Raw genomic sequence first — 14,831 nt, 5'->3', positions numbered from 1 at the left:
GACACGATACGGAGGCGGTCGATGTCCCGGTCCACCTCACGCCCGCTCCTCGCCGCCCTCACGACGGCGGTGCTGACCGCCGTTCCGGCCGCCCCCACGATCGCCGGCCGCCCGGCCGGGTCCGCCCCCGGCCCGGTGCCGGCCGGCTGGTCCGCATCCGCGCCGGCCGCCGCGCGTGCGGCCCCCGGCTGCGCCTCGCCCCTCGCCCCGGTTCGGCCGGTGTCCGCGCGCCCCTGGCCCCAGCAGCGGTACGCCCCGGAGCGGCTGGCACCGCTCGCCACCGGCGCCGGGGTGACGGTGGCGGTGATCGACTCGGGGGTGGACCGGCGGCACCCGCAGTTGGCCGGCCGGGTGCTCGACGGCACCGACCTGCTCGACCCGGGCGGCGACGGCAGCCGGGACTGCGCCGGCCACGGCACCGGCGTGGCGAGCATCATCGCCGCCGTCCCCCGCGACGGGACGGCGTTCCGTGGGCTGGCCCCGGGCGCCCGGATCCTGCCGGTACGGGTCAGCGAGCAGCAGGTGGTCGAGGGGCGGGAGTCGGGGCGCACGGTCAGCGCCGGGGACTTCGCCCGCGCCGTCCGCTGGGCGGTCGACCACGACGCCGACGTGCTCAATCTCTCCGTCGTCCTGTACGCGGACGACCCGGCGGTGCGGGCCGCGATCGGCTACGCGGTCGACCGGGACGTGGTCGTGGTGGCCGCCGCCGGGAACCTGCACGACGCCGGTGACCCCCGGCCCTACCCGGCCGCGTACGACGGGGTGCTCGGGGTGGGCGCGATCGGGGCGGACGGGGCACGGGCACCGTTCTCCCAGACCGGCTCGTACGTCGACCTGGTCGCCCCGGGCAGCGACGTGCTGATGGCCGCCCCGGGTGAGGGCCACCACCGGGCCGAGGGCACCAGCTACGCGGCGCCCTTCGTGACGGCCACCGCCGCGCTGCTGCGCCAGTACCGGCCGGAGCTGAGCGCGGCGCAGGTGGCGCAGCGGATCGTGGCGACCGCCGATCCCGCCCCGGGCGACGGTCGGGGCGGCGGCGGGTACGGCGTGGGGGTGCTGAACCCGTACCGGGCGGTCACCGAGACCGGGGGAACGTCGGAGCGGGCGCGCCAGGTCAGCGCGCTCGCGGACGACCGGGCCGAACCGGCGGTGCTGGCGCAGCGGGCCCGCCGGGCGACGGCCCGGGACCGGGCGCTGCTGGTGGCGGGGGCCAGCGGGGCGGTGGTGGCCCTGGCGGCGCTGCTGGCGCTCGTCGTGCCGCGCGGGGCCCGCCGCCGCTGGCGGCCGGCCGACCCCGCCTGACCCGGCCGGCGGTCTGCACCCGTCGCCCCGCCTGACCCGGCCGGTGGTCTACGGCCGTCGCGTCCGGGGTCGTCCACCGTCGGCGGTCGCGCTGCCCGGGACGGCCGATGGTGGCGCCGACCGGCTCGCGATCGACGCCACCACCGGGCGGGGCCTACTGGAACAGGCCGACGTTCTTCTTCTCCGTGTCGAGGTAGTCGGCAGCGGAGTCGTCCACCGCGAGCTTGATGTCGCGCAGCATGACCTGGAGGTCCTGCGAGGCCGACCGCCAGCGGCGCTGCCGCTGCTCGTAGGCCTGGAGGGCCTCGCCGGACCAGCTCGCCACGAGCGGGGCGGCGTCCCGTTCGAGCTGCCCGAGCTGCGAGTCGAGCGCGTTCAGCGCCTTCTGGATGTCCACGCTCGCCTGTTGCAGGGCGGCGAAGTTGACGACGAGTACACCGTCCATCGGATGTCTCCTCCCCCGAGACCGGGTCAGAGCGGCAGCTGGATGCCGCCGCGGTTGGTGGTGGACACCCGGCTGGCGGCCTCGGCGTCCGAGACGTCGTAGTGCCGGCCGGCCGTGCGGACGGCGCCGGCGGTCTCCCGCAGCGCCCGCTGAAGCGCCGCCTGGTCCTGTGCCCACTGCTGCTTGACCTGCTCGAACGAGCGCCCGCCGGCACCGCGCCAGGCCTGCTGCAACACCTCCAACTCGGCCATCAGGCTGCTCAGCATGGACTGCAGGGACTGGTCGACCTGCTCGAACTTCGCGGCGGTCTGCTGCATCACCGCTGCTTCTGCCTGGGTCTGGGACACCCGGGACGTCACCTCGTCTCCTCGGTCGTGGCTGGCCGTGGGCGCACCCGCCCACCGGGCGCGCCGCTCGCGCCGCCCGGACGTCGAGCGTGGCGGGCGCGGGGTCAGCGAAACTCGTCGCTGACGGTAGCGGTACCGTCGCGGTTCTGCTACCCCGTGGCCATCCCCTGTGGACGACCGCGGCCCCCATCCCGCCGGATGCTCCCCTTACGATGGGCGGCGTCGATGTCGCGGCGAGTGACCGGTCGAGGAGGCGCGGTGACGGTGACCACCGGCCCGGGCCCGCACCGGCCGGCCCCGGGCCACGATCCCCGCCCGACCGCCGCGCCCCGCGTGCCGGCGCCGCCCGGGTCGGCCGTTCCGGCCGGTCCGGCTGGCCCGGCTGGCCCGATCGGCCTGGCTGGTCCGGCTAACCCGATCGGCCCGGCCGGCCCGACCGGCACCGTGGCCGGCGCGCCGGCAACCCCGGCCGCCCTGTCGCCGTCGCGGAACCCGGCCGGCCGGCGGAGGGGCGCCGGTGTCCGGGCCGGTCAGGTCGTCGCCACGCAGGTGGCGGTGGCCGCCGTGGTCGCGGCCGCCGGCCGGGGCGCGCTGATGACGTTGGCCGCCGTGGGGGTGGCCGCGCTGCTGCTGCCCCTGGCCTGGGTGCGGCTGCGGGGGCGGTGGCTCTTCGAGTGGCTGACCACGGGCCTGGGCTACGCCACCCGCCGCCGCGCCCTGCCGCCGGCCGCCGGCCCCGCGGCCCTGCTGGACCTCGTCGACCCGGGCGCGGTCGTGCGTCCCGCCGAGCTGGCCGGCACGCCGGCCGCCGTGCTGGACGACGCCGCCGGCATGGTGGCCGTGCTGGAGGTCGGCGATCCGGCCGACCTGCTCGGCGACGCTCCCCGCGCGCTGCCCGTCCCGGCGTCCCTGCTGCCGGCCGCCGCACCGGACGGCCCCCCGGTGCGGCTCCAGCTCCTCCTGACGGGCTCTCCGGCGCCGACCGTCGGCGCGGGTGGCGGCGCCGTCGCCACCTCGTACCGCCAGCTCACCGACGGGCGGCTCGCCGGCCGGGAACGGGCCGTGCTCGCCGTGCGGGTGCTGCGTGCCGAGGGCTGGACGGGAGAGGAGCTGCGGCGGGCGCTCGCCGGAACGGTGCGCCGCATCGCGCGCCGGGTCGGGCCCGTCACCGCCCGCCCGCTGGGCGAGCACGCGACGCTGCGGGTGCTGGCGGAGCTGGCCCACCACGACGACCATCCCGCGCAGGAGTCCTGGCAGGCGGTCCGGGCGGGCGACCTACTCCAGACCACGTTCCGGCTGCGCCGCTGGCCCGACCCGCGTACCGACGCCGGCCGGCGGCTGGTGACCCGGCTGCTCGCGCTGCCCGCGACGGCGACGACCGTCTCGCTCGGCGTCGGCCCGTGGGCCGGCGCCGACCCCGCGGCGGCACCGACCGAGCTGGCCGTACGGGTGGCTGCCGCCACCCCGGCGGAGCTCTCGATCGCGGCGCAGGCGCTGCGCCGGCTGGTGGCCGAGGTGGGCGGCGAGGTGCACCGGCTCGACGGCGCGCAGCTCGCCGGGTTGGCCGGCACGCTGCCGCTCGCGGCGGCGGGCGCGGTGGGACCGGGGCCGGGTCCGGCGCCCGACGGCCTGGAGCTGACCCTCGGCGAGGCGGGGCTGATGGTCGGCACGAACCGGCACGGCGGCGCGGTGACCGTCCGGCTGTTCCGGCCGGAGAGCACCCGGGTGATGCTTGTCGGCGGGATAGGCGCGGCGCAGCTGGTGGCGGTGCGGGCCATGGCGCTCGGGGCCCGGGTGGTGGTGCAGACCGCCCGCCCGCGCGGGTGGGAGCCGTTCGTCCGGGGCGTCGGCACCCCCGGCGCGATGATCCCGGTGGTGCCGCCGGGCCGCCCGGTGGGCGAGCCGGGGTCGCCGCTGCGCCCGCTGCTGGTGGTGGTCGACGCCGGTTCCACGCCCGCCGAGCCGGAGCCGGCGTCCCCGTGGCGGACGACGCTGCTGGTGCGCGACGAGTTGACCCCCGCCGACGCCGACGCGCTGGGCCGCGCCGACCTGGCCGTGCTGCAACCGCTCGACCCGGCCGAGGCCGCCGTGGCGGGCGCCGCGCTGGGCCTCGGCGGGTCGGCGGAGTGGTTGACCCGGATCCGGGACGACATGGTCGCGGTGGTCAACCGGCGGGCGCTGCGCTGGGCGCTGCTCTCCCCCACCCCGATCGAGTCGCAGCTGATCGGCCGTCCGTCCCGCCGCTGAGCGGGGCGACGGTCGCGGCTTCCGCAGCTTGTCCGTCCGTGGCACGATCCGGCCATGGGTTTCCTCAAAGGGCTGCTGATCCGGCTGGGCAGCACGGCGCTGGCCTTCTGGCTGGCCACGCTGCTCATCCCGGGCATCACGCTGGAGTCGGCGTCCGCCGGCGAGGCGGTCGTCACGCTGGTCCTCGTCGCGGTGATCTTCGGCGTGGTCAACGCGGTGCTCCAGCCGATCATCAAGACCGTCGGCTGCGGCTTCTACCTGCTGACCCTCGGGTTGATCGCGCTGGTGGTCAACGGGCTGCTGTTCCTGCTCACGAGCTGGATCGCCGACCAGGTCGGGCTGCCCTTCCACGTCGACGGCTTCTGGCCGGAGGCGGTGCTCGGCGCGCTGTTCGTCGGCATCGTCACCTGGATCCTCGGGGCCGTCCTGGACCGGGACTGACCCGCCTCGACCAGGGAGAGGCGGGCGGGCGGGCCGACCAGAGGGCGGGAATTGGCCGCTGATCGGGCCGGGTGGCCGGGTTAGCGTCGCGGGCATGTTCACCCTGACCCGCGACGACGGCTACCTGCTCAGCACCGACCCGGCCCGGATCGACCTGGGCCTGGTGCACCACTGGCTCAGCACCGACGCCTACTGGGCGCTCGGGCGGGACCGGGAGACGGTGGCGCGGGCGTTCGCCGGGTCGGTGCCGTTCGGCGTCTACCGCCCGGGTGACGGCCGCCAGGTCGCGGTCGCCCGGGTGGTCACCGACCACACCACCTTCGCCTGGCTCTGCGACGTCTACGTCGACCCCGGCGAGCGCGGCCGGGGACTGGGCACCTGGCTGGCCGGGGCGGTCCGCGACCACCTCGCCGAGCTGGGCGTACGCCGGATCCTGCTGGCCACCGCCGACGCCCACGCGGTGTACGCCAAGGTCGGGTTCGCCCCGATGACCGATCCGCACCGCTGGATGCAGCTCGACCAGCGGAACCAGCCGGTGAGTCCGATCACCGGAAAGGAACCGGGCGGCCTCCCGGCCCTTACGGTGGAAACGTGACGCCACTCCGCCTCGGCTACCTCTACGGCTTCGTCGCGTACCTGCTCTGGGGGTTCTTCCCGCTCTACCTGCGGCTGATGCGCCCGGCGGGGCCGCTGGAGATCCTGGCCCACCGCATCGTCTGGTCGGTGGTGTTCGTCGCCCTGCTGCTGGCGGCGATGCGCAACGTCGGTTTCCTGCGGGCACTGCTGCGCCGGCCCCGGGCGCTGGCCGGCATCGGCGTCGCCGCCGCGCTGATCGCGGTGAACTGGGGCACCTACATCTACGGCGTGACCTCCGAGCGGGTGGTGGAGACCGCCCTCGGCTACTTCATCAACCCGCTGGTGGTGGTGCTGCTGGGCGTCACCGTGCTGCGCGAGCGGATGCGGCCCACGCAGTGGGTGGCGCTCGGCATCGGCGGGCTGGCCGTGGCGGTGCTGACCATCGACTACGGCCGGCTGCCGTACCTGGCGCTGGTGCTGGCGTTCAGCTTCGCCGGGTACGGCCTGGCCAAGAAGCAGCTCGGGTTGCCCGCCGCCGAGGGACTCTTCGTCGAGTCGGCGGTGCTGGCGCTGCCCGCGCTGGCGTACGTGGGTTGGCTCGCCGCCGCCGGCGAGGGCACGTTCGGGCAGGTGTCGGTCGGGCACACCCTGCTGCTGGTGTCGGCGGGGGCGGCGACCGCGATCCCGCTGCTGCTCTTCGCCGGGGCGGCGAACCGGCTGCCGCTTACCGGACTCGGCATGATCCAGTACCTCGCCCCGATCCTCCAGCTCGGCTGCGGGGTGCTGATCTTCCACGAGCCGATGCCGCCGGCCCGGATCGCCGGCTTCGCCCTGGTCTGGGCCGCGCTGATCGTCTTCACCGTCGACGCCGTCCGCAACTCCCGCCGCACCCGCGCCGCCACCCTCGCCGCCCGCCGGGCCGAGGCCGTCGCCGCGCCCCGCTGACCCGCGCGGGTCAGCGGACGTCGTAGACGAGGACGGGGGTGCCGTCGGCGCGCAGCAGCTCCAGCCGGACCAGCTCCGCGTCGGTGAACCGGGTCGCGCCGGTGATCCGCAGGTCGTCGCCGGGAGCGGCGAGCCAGGAACCGATCTGCTCCGTCGCGCCGTCCGGGCCGTGCGCCACCAGCCGGAAGGTGTACGCCTTGGCGTAGCCGGCCTTCGCGTCGTACCCGCAGCGCATCCGCACCTCGGTGCCCCAGTCGGTGCCGTTGAGGGCGATCTCGGCGTGCACCGGCACCGCGCCGGCGACCGGCTGCATGGCGACCATCCGCACCTCGACCGGGGTCGGGCCGGCCACCTCCCGGGGCAGCAGGGCGGCGGTGCCGACGCCGACGACCAGGGCCGCCACGGCGGCCGCTAGCGCCGTGAGGGCGTACCGGCGGCGGGTGGCCGACCGGTCGCGGCGGCGGCGCTCCCGCGCGGCGGCGAGCAGTTCGGGCACCCGGGGGTTCTCCGGTGGCGGCAGGAACTGCTCCAGCCCCGCCGGGTCGAGCCGGCCGAGCAGCCCGGGCAGGACGGCGATCTCGGCGACCGCCTCCCGGCAGGCGACGCAGCCGGCGAGGTGCCGCTCGTAGGCCACCCGGTCGGCGGGAGCCAGCGCACCCAGCACGTACGCGCCGTCGTCGTACGCGAACTCGCACCGGGTCATTCCGTCACCCCCATCTCGGCCAGGACCAACCGTAGTGAGCGCAGGGCGTAGTGGGTCCGGGACTTGACCGTGCCGGGCGGCACGCCCAGCCGGGAGGCCGCCTCCGCCACCGACCGCCCCTGGTAGAAGCACTCGACCAGCACCTCCCGGTGGGTGGGGCTGAGCCGGTTCAGCGCCTCGGCGACGGTCCACGCCTCCACCGCCCGTTCCGCCTCGTCCACGGCCTCGGGAGGCTCGGGCAGCTCGTCGGTGTAGACCTCCCCGATCCGGGCGGAGCGGCGCCGCCAGGCGTCGATGGCCAGGTTGCGGGCGGTGGTGAAGAGCCAGGACCGGATCGAGCCGCGCGTCGGGTCGAGCGCCTCCGGGTGCCGCCAGGCCCGCAGCAGCGTCTCCTGCACCAGGTCCTCGGCCCGCTGCCGGTCGCCGTTGACCAGCCGCAGGGCGTGCGCGTACAGCGCCTCCGCGTGCTCGTCGTGCAGCGCGCGGAGCAGTTGGGCGTCGTGGTCGCTGATGGCGGTCTCCTCGCTGTCGGCGCGAGTCCGGCGGTGGCGTTCGCACGGGAATACGTGCCGCCGCCCCGAACGGTTCAGCCGCAGGTCACCGTGGCACCCCCGGCCGAGGTGTTCACGCCCGGTTCACACCGTCGCCGACGGTCGCTCACCGCGCCCTCCTAGCGTCCGGCGGGTACGCACGCCAGCGGCTGGTCCGGCGTGCACCGACCCCCATCAGGAGGCTCCTTCCATGAGCGACCGTCCCCGGCTGCTCCCGTTGCTGGGCGCCACCCGCCACGGCAGCCGCGACGCCATGACCTGTCTCTACCGGTGCGGCAACGCGTGCGACCACCCGGTGCCCAACACGTCCGACAACGCGTACTTCGGGGACGTGGTGAACGCGGAGGTGTCCCGGCGCGGCGTGGTCCGGGCCGGCGCGGTCGGCGCGCTGGTCCTCGGCTTCGGCGGTGCGGTGGCCGGCGCCGCCCCCGCCGCGGCGGCCCCCGCCACCCCCGTCGTCCCCGGCGCCGCCGGCTTCGACCGCCCCGCCGGCGGCGTCGGCAGCGGCGCGCTGACCTTCAAGCCCGTCCCGCCGAACACCCTCGACAGCCTCGTCGTGCCCAACGGGTACGACCACGCGGTCGTCCTGCGCTGGGGCGACCCGGTGGTGCCGGGCGCCCCCGAGTTCGACGTACGCGCCCAGAGCGCCGCCGCCCAGGCCGGGCAGTTCGGCTACAACAACGACTTCGTCGGGGTGCTGCCGCTGGACGGGCGCCGGCGCGCGCTGCTCGTGGTCAACCACGAGTACACAAACGAGGACCTGATGTTCCCCGGCTTCACGAGCCAGGACGCGCTGAGCGTCGAGCAGCTGCGGATCGCGATGGCGGCGCACGGCATGTCGGTGGTGGAGCTGGAGCGGGTCGACGGCACCGGGCAGTGGCGGCCGGTCACCAAGGGCCGGCGGCCGTACAACCGGCGGGTCACGGCGCTGGCCACGAAGTTCGAGCTGACCGGGCCGGCCGCCGGCTCGGTCCACCTGCGGACGGCCGCCGACCCGAAGGGCCGTACGGTCGTCGGCACGCTGAACAACTGCGCCGGCGGGGTGACCCCCTGGGGCACGGTGCTCTCCGGTGAGGAGAACTTCAACCAGTACTTCGTCGGCGGCGACGCGGTGGCCGAGGAGATCAAGCCGAAGCTGGCCCGGTACGGCATCACCACCACGACCCGTTACCCGAGCGGCAGCCGCAGGTGGGAGCGCGCCGACGAGCGGTTCGACCTGGCGAAGCACCCGAACGAGGCCAACCGGCACGGCTGGATCGTCGAGATCGACCCGTACGACCCGGAGAGCCGCCCGCGCAAGCACACCGCGCTGGGCCGGTTCAAGCACGAGGGCGCGAACGTCATCGTCGCCAGGAGCGGGCACGTGGTCGCGTACATGGGCGACGACGAGCGGTTCGACTACCTGTACAAGTTCGTCTCCGACAAGAAGTTCATGAAGGGCAACTCCTGGGTGGCCCGCCGGCACAACCTGACCCTGCTGGAGTCGGGCACCCTCTACGTCGCCGAGCTGAAGCAGAGCAGCGCCGGCGAGATCGACGGTTCCGGCAAGCTCCCCTCCGACGGGGCGTTCGACGGCCGGGGCCGGTGGATCAAACTGGTCAGCGGCAACCGCTCGTACGTCGACGGGATGACGGCCGCCGACGTGCTCACCTTCACCCGGCTGGCCGGCGACAAGGTCGGCGCGACCAAGATGGACCGCCCGGAGGACGTCGAGCCGAGCCTGCTCACCGGCAAGGTGTACGTGGCGCTGACCAACAACACCGACCGGGGCAGGGCCGGCAAGCCGGCCGCCGACGAGGCGAACCCGCGCAACTCGAACAAGCACGGCCAGGTGCTGGAGCTGGTCGAGGACCGTGGCGACAACGCGGGCGAGACCTTCGCCTGGTCGCTGCCGATCGTCGCCGGTGACCCGGCGGACCCGTCGACCTTCTTCGCCGGGTACGACAAGACGAAGGTCTCCCCGATCTCCTGCCCGGACAACGTGGCGTTCGACGCCACCGGCAACCTCTGGATCTCCACGGACGGCAACGCGCTGGGCAGCAACGACGGTCTCTTCGCCACGGCCGTCGAGGGGCCGGAGCGGGGCCACCTGAAGCAGTTCCTCACCGTGCCGGTGGGCGGGGAGGCCTGCGGCCCGTTCATCACCGGGGACAACCGCTCGGTCTTCGTGGCGGTGCAGCACCCGGGCGAGCTAAGCGGTGCCTCGGTCGAGAAGCCGGCCTCGAACTGGCCGGACGGTGACTACGCCAAGCCGGGCGTGGTGGTCGCCTGGCGCCTGGACGGCGGGCCGATCGGCAGCTGACCACCCGTCGGGCGGTCCGCCGTCGGACCGCCACCGTGGCCCTCTCCCAGCCGGGGGGAGGGCCACGGTCGTCGCGGCCCGACCGGGGCGGGGGCGGGTCAGCTGTCGGCGGCCAGGCCGTCGGCGATCGTCCGGGCGACGGTGAGCAGCTTCGCCCGGACCGCGCGGGCGGAGGTCATCATCTCGCCGGCCGGCAGCGCGCAGGCCAGCACGACCCGGCGCTCCATGTCCTTGTCGGGGCTGACCAGCACCGCGGCGCAGGCCACGCCCTGCCGGAACTGCCCCAGCTCCAGCTGCATGCCCCGCCGTTCCCCGGCGGCAAGGTCGACCTCGAACGCCTCGGAGGTGGTCAGGGTGGCGGTGGTGAAGGGACGCATGCCGTAGTCGCGCAGGTAGCGGAAGCGCTGCTCGGCGGTCATCGTGGCGAGCAGCGCCTTGCCGAGGGCGGTCGCGTGCGCTCCCTCGTCGAACCCGGGCACCAGGTCCTCCAGGTACGGCGAGCGTGGGCCCTCGGCCACGGCCGTGACCGCCACCTGGCCGCCCACGAACCGGCCGAGGTAGTGGCTGTAGCCGGTGTCCATGGCGGCCCGGCGCAGGCTCTCCCCGACCGCTGGCGGCCCCCGGAACGCCGTCACCAGCTCGCGGTAGCGGTCGGCCACCTCCAGGCCCACGATGTACGTGCCGTCCTCACGACGGATCACGTAGCCCTCGTAGGCCAGGGTGCGGACCAGGTGGTACGTCGTCGCCACGGTCAGCTCACAGCGCCGGGCGATCTGTTTGACGGTGAGCCCCTTCGGGGCGCGACCGACCGACTCGAGCACGCGTAGCGCGCGGGACACGCTCCGGATGAGATCCGAAGGTTCCGCCAAGGGGTCGCGCACAACCACCTCCGCCGCCGGGGACTTACACCATATGAAAAACAGGCCGGGTTCGAAATGCCCGTTCGGGTGGAGGATGCCAGATCGTCATGAACGTCGCGTTGCTCAACAGGCACTTTCCGTGACGAAAGCCCCGCTCACGTAGGTTTGCCGGACCATGACCGACATCGCGCTCCAGCCTGACCCGGGCATCGCCCCGCCCCGGCCCACGCGGGCCGTGACCGGGGCCGTCGCCGTCACCATCGCCTGCGTCCTGCCGGTCTTCCTGCTCGGCGGGCTCGCCGTGCAGATGGGCGAGGACCTCGGCTTCTCGCCGGCCGGGCTGGGCCTGGCCGTGTCGGTCTACTTCGGCGTGGGCGCGCTGGCCTCGGTGCCCTCCGGCGTCCTCGCCGAGCGGCACGGGCCGACCGTGGTGGCCCGTGCCGGCATCCTGCTCTCCGCCGCCTGCCTGCTGGCCGTGGCGGGGCTGGCCCGGTCGTACCCGGTCCTGCTCGGGCTGCTCGCGCTCGCCGGCACCGCCAACGCCCTCGGTCAGCTCGCCAGCAACGCCACGCTCGCCCGGCACGTGCCGACCCGCAGGCAGGGGTTGTCGTTCGGGGTGAAGCAGGCCGCCATCCCCGTGGCCACCCTGCTGGCCGGGGCGGCGGTGCCGACCGTGGCGCTGACGGCCGGCTGGCGCTGGGCGTTCGTCGTGGCCGCCGGCGCGGCCCTGGCGGCGTTGCCGGCCGTACCCGCGCGGGAGCCGCGCCCCACCCGGACGGCCGCCCCGACCCGCGGCGGCCGCGCCACCGCGGCCCTGGTGGTGGTCGGGGCCGCCGGGACGTTCGCCGCTGCCGCCGCGAACGCGCTCGGCACCTTCGTCGTCGACTCCTCCGCCGACCGGGGGCTGTCACCCGGGCTGGCCGGGCTGACACTGACGCTGGGCAGCGCGGTCTGCGTGGCGGCCCGGGTCGTCGTCGGCTGGCTCGCGGACCGCCGCGCCACCGGGCACGTCGCCCTCATCGCCGGCATGCTCGTGGTCGGCGCGGCCGGGCTCGGCCTGCTCGCGACGGCCGGGTCGGTGCCGCTGGTGGCCGGCGTGCTGCTCGGCTTCGGCCTGGGCTGGGCGTGGCCGGGCCTGATGACCTTCGCGGTGGTCCGGCTGCACCCGCAGGCCCCGGCCGCCGCCACCTCGGTCACCCAGACCGGGGTGTACGCGGGCGGCTGCCTCGGCCCGCTCGGCCTCGGTGCCGTGGCCGCGCACGCCGGCTACCCCGTGATGTGGCTCGTGGCCGCCGGGTCGATGCTGCTCGCCGCCGCCCTGATGCTCGCCGGCAGCCGCCTGCTCGCCCGCCGCTAGCGGACTGGTGCGGGGCGGACGTCAGCTGGTGCGGTCGGCGATGTAGTCGCAGAGGGATTCGAGGGCGCGGCGGGCCGGGCCCTGCGGGAGCGGCGAGAGCTGCTCCCGGGCGTCCTCGGCGTAGCTGCGGACCGTCTCCCGGGCCCGCTTGAGCGCCGGGCTCTCGCGCAGCAGACCGAGCGCCTCGGCGTGCAGGTCGTCGTCGGTAAGCGGCCCGGTCGCCAGGATCTCCCGCAGCCGCACCGAGGCGGCGTCGGCGTCGTCCGAGCCGAGCGCGTAGAGCACCGGCAGGGTCGGCACGCCCTCGCGCAGGTCGGTGCCGGGCGTCTTGCCCGACTCCACCGACTCCGAGGCGATGTCGAGCAGGTCGTCGGAGAGCTGGAAGGCCACGCCGATGGTCTCGCCGTAGCCGGCCAGCGCCTCGGTGTGCTCCGGGGCGGCACCGCCGAACATGCCGCCGAAGCGGGCCGACGTGGCGATCAGCGAACCGGTCTTGCCCGCGATCACGTCGAGGTAGTGGGCCACCGGGTCGTCGCCGGGGCGGGGGCCGACGGTCTCGGCGATCTGGCCGTGCACCAGCCGCGCGAAGGTGCGCGCCTGGAGGCGTACGGCCTCGATGCCCAGGTCGGCGGCGATGTCGGCGGCGCGGGCGAAGAGGTAGTCGCCGACGAGGATGGCGACCGAGTTGGTCCACCGGGAGTTGGCGCTCGGCGCCCCCCGGCGCACGGCGGCCTCGTCCATCACGTCGTCGTGGTAGAGCGTCGCCAGGTGGGTGAGCTCCATCACCACGGCGGCCGGCACGACCTGCGGCCCCGTGGGATCGCCGAACTGGGCGCCCAGCGCCACCAGCAGCGGGCGGAACCGCTTGCCGCCGGCCTCCACGAGGTGCCGGGCGGCCTCCGTGACGAACGGGTCGGCGCTGGCCACGCTCGCCCGCAGCTCGGACTCGACGCCCTCGAGCAGGCCCAGCACGGACGCCTCGACGCGGGGATCGGCGAGATAGAGGCCGAGCGCGCCGAACTGACTCGTGCTCACCCTGGTCCGACGGCCGCCGGACCCGGAGGCACCTGAACGCTCGCCAGCCGGATTCACCACGCCATCAACCATGCCACACCCCTGCGACCTGCCCGGGACGGGGGATACGGCGCGGGGGCCGGCACGCCGTGGCGTACCGGCCCCCGCGGGCGTGAGCGTCGGTCATCTGACAAATTCGGCGGCGCCGGTGGCCAGGTCGAGCAGCGGCGCGGGCGCCACACCGAGCACCAGCGTGGCGAGCACGCCGATCATCAGCGCGGCCGAGGTCAGCCCGCCGGGCACGGCGACGGTCGGCGTCGACTCGCCGGGCTCGGAGAGCCACATCATCACCACGACCCGCAGGTACGGGAAGGCCAGCACCATGCTGGTCAGCACGCCGGCGATCACCAGCCACGCCTGCCCGCCCTCGAGCGCCGGGCCGAAGACCGCGAACTTGCTCGTGAAGCCGCTGGTCAGCGGGATTCCGGCGAAGGCCAGCAGGATGAAGGTGAAGATCCCCGCGTAGAACGGCGATCGCCGTCCCAGCCCGGCCCAGCGGGACAGGTGGGTGGCCTCCCCGTCGGCGTCGCGCACCAGGGTCACCACGGCGAACGCGGCGAGCACCGAGAAGCCGTACGCGACCAGGTAGAACATCGTCCCGGAGATCCCGCCGGCACCCGGCGCGAGCACGCCGACCAGCAGGTAGCCGGCGTTGGCGATGGAGGAGTACGCCAGCAGCCGCTTGATGTCGGTCTGCGTGACGGCCAGCACCGCGCCGACCAGCATGGTCAGCACCGCCACGACGCCGAGGACCGGGGTGAAGTCCCACCGGGCCCCGTCGAACGCGACGTGGAACACCCGCAGCAGGGCGCCGAACGCGGCGACCTTCGTGCAGGCGGCCATGAGACCGGTGACCGGGGTCGGCGCGCCCTGGTAGACGTCCGGGGTCCAGACGTGGAAGGGGGCCGCCGCCGCCTTGAAGAGCAGCCCGATGGCGAGCAGCGCCATGCCGGCGAAGAGCAGCACCGGGCTGGCCGGGGAGTTCTCGACCGCGGCGTCGATGGTGGCGAAGTCGACACCCGCCTGCCGGCCCGGGATGCCCGCCGTGAAGCCGTAGATCAGGGCCACGCCGAACAGGAAGAAGGCCGAGGCGTACGCGCCGAGCATGAAGTACTTCAGCGCGGCCTCCTGGCTCAGCAGCCGCCGGCGGCGGGCCAGCGCGCAGAGCAGGTAGAGCGGCAGCGAGAAGACCTCGAGCGCGATGAACATGGTGAGCAGGTCGTTCGCCGCCACGAAGATCAGCATGCCGCCGATCGCGAACGTGGTCAGCGGGTAGACCTCGGTGAGGCCGTTCTTGCCCTCGGCCTGCCGCCGGTCGTCGGCCGACTCGGCGGTGACGGCGGCCTGGGCGACGAACGCCCCGCCCCGCTCCACCGAACGCTCGCCGATGAGCAGCAGCGCCATCGCGGCGAGGACCAGGATCGCGCCCTGGAGGAAGAGCGTCGGCCCGTCCACCGCGATCGCCCCGCCGATCGTGATCTTCCGCTCGTCGGCCGCCAGCACCACCATGGTCAGCGCGGCGAGCACCGCCAGCAGGGCCATCGACAGCTGGACCACGTGCCGGAGCCGGCGGGGCACGAACGCCTCGACCAGCACGCCCAGCAGAGCGGCGCCCAGCATGATCAGGGTCGGAGCGAGCGCCGCGTAGTCGATCGACGGCAGTTTCAGCTCAGTCACTGCG

Annotated in this window: 14 protein-coding genes; 7 read left to right on the top strand and 7 right to left on the bottom strand. The window is 75.1% G+C overall.

From position 1 onward, the window contains the following. Positions 1–21: 21 nt before the first annotated feature. Complete coding sequence (mycP, locus tag AB0B83_RS03095; RefSeq protein WP_357576729.1) at positions 22–1,302, top strand: type VII secretion-associated serine protease mycosin; 1,281 nt, start codon at positions 22–24, stop codon at positions 1,300–1,302. A 154-nt stretch (positions 1,303–1,456) separates the two neighbouring features. Here mycP and AB0B83_RS03090 read toward each other — a convergent pair whose 3' ends face one another. Both AB0B83_RS03090 and AB0B83_RS03085 read right to left on the bottom strand, forming a co-directional pair. Further along, the gene (locus AB0B83_RS03090) at positions 1,457–1,747 is read right to left on the bottom strand and encodes a WXG100 family type VII secretion target (protein ID WP_357576728.1); all 291 of its coding nucleotides are present in this window, start codon (positions 1,745–1,747) and stop codon (positions 1,457–1,459) included. 26 nt (positions 1,748–1,773) lie between these two features. Next, positions 1,774–2,094 (bottom strand): WXG100 family type VII secretion target, encoded by a 321-nt coding sequence (locus AB0B83_RS03085; protein WP_132232452.1) that lies wholly within the window; start codon positions 2,092–2,094, stop codon positions 1,774–1,776. A gap of 474 nt (positions 2,095–2,568) precedes the next feature. On the opposite strand from AB0B83_RS03085, the gene eccE reads away from it, so the two are divergent. From eccE to rarD, 4 genes are all read left to right on the top strand, one after another. Then, on the top strand, positions 2,569–4,341 hold the full coding sequence (eccE, locus tag AB0B83_RS03080) for a type VII secretion protein EccE (RefSeq protein WP_357576818.1): 1,773 nt from the start codon (positions 2,569–2,571) through the stop codon (positions 4,339–4,341). Positions 4,342–4,395: 54 nt separating this feature from the next. Continuing rightward, positions 4,396–4,782 (top strand): phage holin family protein, encoded by a 387-nt coding sequence (locus tag AB0B83_RS03075; protein WP_357576727.1) that lies wholly within the window; start codon positions 4,396–4,398, stop codon positions 4,780–4,782. Positions 4,783–4,876: 94 nt separating this feature from the next. Then, the gene (locus tag AB0B83_RS03070; protein ID WP_357576726.1) at positions 4,877–5,377 is read left to right on the top strand and encodes a GNAT family N-acetyltransferase; all 501 of its coding nucleotides are present in this window, start codon (positions 4,877–4,879) and stop codon (positions 5,375–5,377) included. After that, the gene (rarD, locus tag AB0B83_RS03065) at positions 5,374–6,303 is read left to right on the top strand and encodes an EamA family transporter RarD (protein ID WP_357576725.1); all 930 of its coding nucleotides are present in this window, start codon (positions 5,374–5,376) and stop codon (positions 6,301–6,303) included. Before AB0B83_RS03070 ends, rarD begins: the two co-directional genes overlap by 4 nt. 10 nt (positions 6,304–6,313) lie before the next feature. On the opposite strand, the gene AB0B83_RS03060 is transcribed toward rarD, so the two are convergent. Then, the gene (locus AB0B83_RS03060; protein ID WP_357576724.1) at positions 6,314–7,006 is read right to left on the bottom strand and encodes a zf-HC2 domain-containing protein; all 693 of its coding nucleotides are present in this window, start codon (positions 7,004–7,006) and stop codon (positions 6,314–6,316) included. Next, positions 7,003–7,497, bottom strand: a complete 495-nt coding sequence (locus AB0B83_RS03055) for a sigma-70 family RNA polymerase sigma factor (protein WP_357576817.1) — start codon at positions 7,495–7,497, stop codon at positions 7,003–7,005. Before AB0B83_RS03055 ends, AB0B83_RS03060 begins: the two co-directional genes overlap by 4 nt. 250 nt (positions 7,498–7,747) lie before the next feature. Between AB0B83_RS03055 and AB0B83_RS03050 the strand changes: the two genes are divergently transcribed. After that, positions 7,748–9,859 carry a PhoX family phosphatase gene (locus AB0B83_RS03050; protein WP_357576723.1) on the top strand — a complete coding sequence of 704 codons (2,112 nt, stop codon included), beginning with the start codon at positions 7,748–7,750 and terminating at the stop codon, positions 9,857–9,859. A 98-nt stretch (positions 9,860–9,957) separates the two neighbouring features. Here the strand turns inward: AB0B83_RS03050 and AB0B83_RS03045 are convergent, their stop codons facing one another. Then, positions 9,958–10,740, bottom strand: a complete 783-nt coding sequence (locus AB0B83_RS03045; protein WP_357576722.1) for a helix-turn-helix domain-containing protein — start codon at positions 10,738–10,740, stop codon at positions 9,958–9,960. Between the two features lie 154 nt (positions 10,741–10,894). Between AB0B83_RS03045 and AB0B83_RS03040 the strand changes: the two genes are divergently transcribed. Beyond that, positions 10,895–12,076 (top strand): MFS transporter, encoded by a 1,182-nt coding sequence (locus AB0B83_RS03040; RefSeq protein ID WP_357576721.1) that lies wholly within the window; start codon positions 10,895–10,897, stop codon positions 12,074–12,076. A 21-nt stretch (positions 12,077–12,097) separates the two neighbouring features. Here the strand turns inward: AB0B83_RS03040 and AB0B83_RS03035 are convergent, their stop codons facing one another. Beyond that, entirely contained in the window at positions 12,098–13,183 is a 1,086-nt protein-coding gene (locus tag AB0B83_RS03035; protein ID WP_132232098.1) for a polyprenyl synthetase family protein, read from the bottom strand. A 90-nt stretch (positions 13,184–13,273) separates the two neighbouring features. Then, complete coding sequence (gene nuoN / locus AB0B83_RS03030; RefSeq protein ID WP_357576720.1) at positions 13,274–14,827, bottom strand: NADH-quinone oxidoreductase subunit NuoN; 1,554 nt, start codon at positions 14,825–14,827, stop codon at positions 13,274–13,276. Positions 14,828–14,831 lie beyond the last annotated feature (4 nt).

The sequence above is a fragment of the Micromonospora sp. NPDC049060 genome (assembly GCF_040649055.1).
Lineage (GTDB): Bacteria > Actinomycetota > Actinomycetes > Mycobacteriales > Micromonosporaceae > Micromonospora > Micromonospora reichwaldensis.
The sequence above is the reverse complement of the archived record's forward strand: the minus strand, read 5'-3'. Positions and strand labels throughout refer to the sequence as shown.